Genomic DNA, 2892 nt, shown 5'->3' on the forward strand with positions numbered 1-2892 from the left:
TGGGGGGGGGCCCGCTACGTCCGTATCGGCTGCGAGTTCATTGCCTTGCCCGGTGCCAGGATGAACATGCTGCAACGCTATATCAACCGCATCGAGCGCGAACGCAAGGCCCGGCTAAGTGGCATGGCCTAGCGAACGAAATGCGCGGCAGGCGAGCTTGTTGCGCTGCCGCGGGGGGCGCCAAACCGAAAAGACTTTCGCAGCGACCAAGCCCCCCTGGCAGGACTAAAAGCCAATCCGCAGCAACGCGAACGCGGCGAGCAAGGTTCCCAGCATCGCCAGCCCGTAGCAGATCAGCTTGGCACCGGTACCGGCGTGGATACCGACATCGTGCAGGCTGTGATAGATCCGGTGCGCGGCGTGCCACAGGAATAGCGCGATGATCGCAAAGATGAAGCCCTTACCGATCACATTCTGGGCGAAAGCGAGCATGCGCGGGTAGCTCATGGTGTCCGGCGGCAGCAGCCAGGCGAGCGGCACGGCAAGACCGGTGATGAATACCAGCATCGGACCCAGCAGCGCCGAGAGCATACCACCGGCCCCGAACAGCGCCCAAAAGATCGGGGCATTAGAACGTTTCAGCGTTGGTTTCATCGTGCCATCCCCCATACCAGAGCGAGCAGACCGAGGCAGGCAGCGCTAGCGACCGCCAACCCACTGCCGGTGATGGCCCAGGCCGAAAGCCGTTGGCCTCCGACCACCACCGGCGGCATCGTCCGCGGCATGATCTTGAACCAGGTGTAAGTGTGATAGGTCAGCGCGATCAGTGCGAGCACGTGAAAACCGATGTAAAACGGGTTCTTCAGCGCCGCTAGCCAAGCATTCCAGGCGGCTTCACCCTGCGACAGGTGCAGCAGCCCGTTGAGCAGAATCCCGGCATAGGCAGCGACGAAGAGGGCTGTTCCCTCGTGAATCATGTACTCGACGAAGTACGGATTCCTCCGCCACCAGCCATCCATCGAGCGCACATAGGGACGACGCTTGTTCACTTGGCACCTCCCTTCGGAGTAATGAAACGCAGGAAATAATCGGCCGCACTATTGGTCTTGTTCTGGTTGACGGCGTTGGCCGGGTCGACATGCTTCGGACAGACCTCGGAGCAGTAGCCCACCGCCGTGCAATTGAATACCCCTTCTTCGGAATTGATGAGTTCCATACGCTCGGCCTTGCCGCCGTCGCGAGAATCAACGTTGTAACGATGCAACAAAGCCGTCGCTGCCGGCCCGATGAAGCTCGGGTTGAGGCCGAACTGCGGGCAGGCAGCGTAACACAACAGGCAGTTGATGCATGAACTGAACTGCTCGTAGGCATGCAGTTGTTCCGGTGTCTGCAGGTACTCGCCCTGAGCCAGCTTGCGTGGCTCCTTTGGAATGATGTAGGGCTGAATGCTTTCCAGCTTCTCGATGAAGCCGTCCATGCTGATCACCAGGTCGCGCTCGATCGGAAAGTGCGCCAGGGCTTCAACGCGCACCCGCGCCGGATAGAAGTCGCGCAGGAAAGTCTGGCACGACAGGCTCGGTTCGCCATTGATCATCATGCCACAGCTGCCGCAGATCGCCATCCGGCACGACCAGCGAAAACTCAGCGAACCATCGAGGTAGTCCTTGATGTACTGCACGCCTTGCAGAACCGACATATCGTCGGTAAACGGCACCTCGAACACCTGCCGATGTGGTTCCTTGTCCTTTTCGGGGTGATAGCGCAGAACTTCGATTTCGATCGTCTTTTCAGCCATGGGAAGCCTTCCTTTCCTGCTCCGCCTTCTCGCCGGCAGCGCCATAGGCGCGCGTGCCAGGCTGCGACTTGGTAATCCTGACAGGGCCGTAATCGATGCGCGGAGCGCCGTCAGCGACATAGTGCGCCTGTGAGTGCTTCAGGAAGTTGACATCGTCACGCTGTTCGAAGCCGTCGAGGCGCTGGTGTGCCCCTCGCGACTCGCGCCGATGCAGCGCCGAATAGGCCATCGTCTGGGCAACGTCGAGCTGGTATTCGAGCTCGATTGCCAGCAACCACTCGGTATTCCAGACGCTCGACTTGTCCTCGACATTGACATTCCGGAAGCGCGCCTTGAGTTCGTCGAGTTTGTCGCAGGTCTTTTGCATGGTTTCTGCCAGACGATAGATGCCGCAACCCTCTTCCATGGTCTGGGCCATTTCCTTGCGCAAGATGGCAATGCGTTCATTGCCGCCGGTTTTCAGCTTCAGACCAAGAACCCGTTGCTCGACGGCCTGTGCCTGCTTCTGCAGCCTGGCCGAATTGCCGGGCACCACCGATCTTGCAAAGCGAGCGGCTTCGACGCCCGCCACCTTGCCAAACACGCAGAGCTCGGAGAGGGAATTCGATCCCAGCCGGTTGGCACCATGGATGCCGACGCTGGAACATTCGCCGGCCGCATAAAGGCCGGGCAGCGGCGACGCGCAGAGACCGTCAACGAGAATTCCGCCCATCGTGTAATGTACCGCCGGTCGCACCGGGATCGGAGCTCGCGCCGGATCGACGCCGAGAAACTGTTCGGCCAGTTCATAGATCTGCGGCAGTCGCTCGCGCAGTTTGGCTTCGCCGAGATGGCGCAGGTCCAGATGTACGACCGAACCGTGCGGCCCCTCAATGGTGCGACCCTTTTGCTGCTCGTACCAGAAGGCCTGGCTGAGACGATCGCGCGGCCCGAGTTCCATCGCCTTATTGCGCGGCGAAGGCTCGGCCGGGCCAAGACCATAATCCTGCAGGTAGCGATAGCCGTCCTTGTTCACCAGGAAGCCCCCCTCACCCCGGCACGCTTCGGTAAACAGCAGACCGGTCCCCGGCATGCAGGTCGGATGATACTGGACGAATTCCATGTCGCGCAGCGGCACGCCATGGCGGTAGGCAAGCGCCATGCCATCGCCGGTGACG

The 2892-nt window shown here is 60.8% G+C and carries 4 protein-coding genes; all 4 read right to left on the reverse strand.

The window, feature by feature from the left end:
• Positions 1 to 225 precede the first annotated feature (225 nt).
• Positions 226 to 594, reverse strand: a complete 369-nt coding sequence (gene frdD / locus CAPSK01_RS16355) for a fumarate reductase subunit FrdD (protein WP_273703873.1) — start codon at positions 592 to 594, stop codon at positions 226 to 228.
• Complete coding sequence (locus CAPSK01_RS16360; RefSeq protein ID WP_034929082.1) at positions 591 to 989, reverse strand: fumarate reductase; 399 nt, start codon at positions 987 to 989, stop codon at positions 591 to 593. Before CAPSK01_RS16360 ends, frdD begins: the two co-directional genes overlap by 4 nt.
• Positions 986 to 1735: a succinate dehydrogenase/fumarate reductase iron-sulfur subunit gene (locus CAPSK01_RS16365; RefSeq protein WP_034929085.1), complete on the reverse strand. Its 750-nt coding sequence runs from the start codon at positions 1733 to 1735 to the stop codon at positions 986 to 988. Before CAPSK01_RS16365 ends, CAPSK01_RS16360 begins: the two co-directional genes overlap by 4 nt.
• Positions 1728 to 2892: FAD-binding protein (locus tag CAPSK01_RS16370; protein WP_034929088.1), on the reverse strand; the 1165-nt coding region annotated here is incomplete at its 5' end. The genes CAPSK01_RS16365 and CAPSK01_RS16370, both read right to left, overlap by 8 nt.

The sequence above is a fragment of the Candidatus Accumulibacter vicinus genome, from assembly GCF_000584955.1.
GTDB classification, from domain to species: Bacteria; Pseudomonadota; Gammaproteobacteria; order Burkholderiales; family Rhodocyclaceae; genus Accumulibacter; species Accumulibacter vicinus.

Excerpts from the sequence above, each read along its gene's own strand:
- frdD (WP_273703873.1), bottom strand. The coding sequence starts at position 594 with ATGAAACCAACGCTGAAACGTTCTAATGCCCCGATCTTTTGGGCGCTG.
- CAPSK01_RS16365 (WP_034929085.1), bottom strand. The coding sequence starts at position 1,735 with ATGGCTGAAAAGACGATCGAAATCGAAGTTCTGCGCTATCACCCCGAA.